Source organism: Psychrobacter sp. I-STPA6b (assembly GCF_020662265.1).
Classification (GTDB): Bacteria; Pseudomonadota; Gammaproteobacteria; order Pseudomonadales; family Moraxellaceae; genus Psychrobacter.
The window spans coordinates 1-464 of the sequence record NZ_VEWM01000053.1; the positions used below are offsets into that span (position 1 = coordinate 1).

The window sequence follows — 464 nt, forward strand, 5'->3', positions numbered from 1 at the left end:
GTAATAAGCTAAAGACTCAGGCAACTCAATCTCAAAATAGATTGAGCGAGCATCTTGGCGACGCTGGCTGATAATACCGACACCATCGACATGACCAGAGACAATGTGTCCGCCAAAACGAGTGGTAGGCAGCATGGCCTTTTCTAGATTCACTTTGTCCCCTGGTTTCCACCACTGCATGGCCGTCTTAGCTAGAGTTTCACGTGAAACATCTACGGAGTAGCTTGTGTCAGATAATGCGACTACTGTCAGACATATCCCATTTGAGGCTATTGAGTCGCCAAGAGATACATCAGTTAAGTCTAAAGCAGCGGCTTCTACGGTCAGACGAATATCACCCCCTAGCGGAGAGAGGGCTTTTATCACGCCTGTACTTTCAATAATACCAGTAAACATATGCTTCCTTTATAAAGGTTTGAAATATTAATTGCTGCCGCCTTAACTGCGTTAAACCAGCATAGATT

General features: G+C 44.8%; 1 protein-coding gene. It reads right to left on the reverse strand.

From position 1 onward, the window contains the following. On the reverse strand, positions 1-396 hold a 396-nt coding region (locus tag FHK88_RS03740), incomplete at its 3' end, for a riboflavin synthase (RefSeq protein ID WP_227429432.1). Positions 397-464 lie beyond the last annotated feature (68 nt).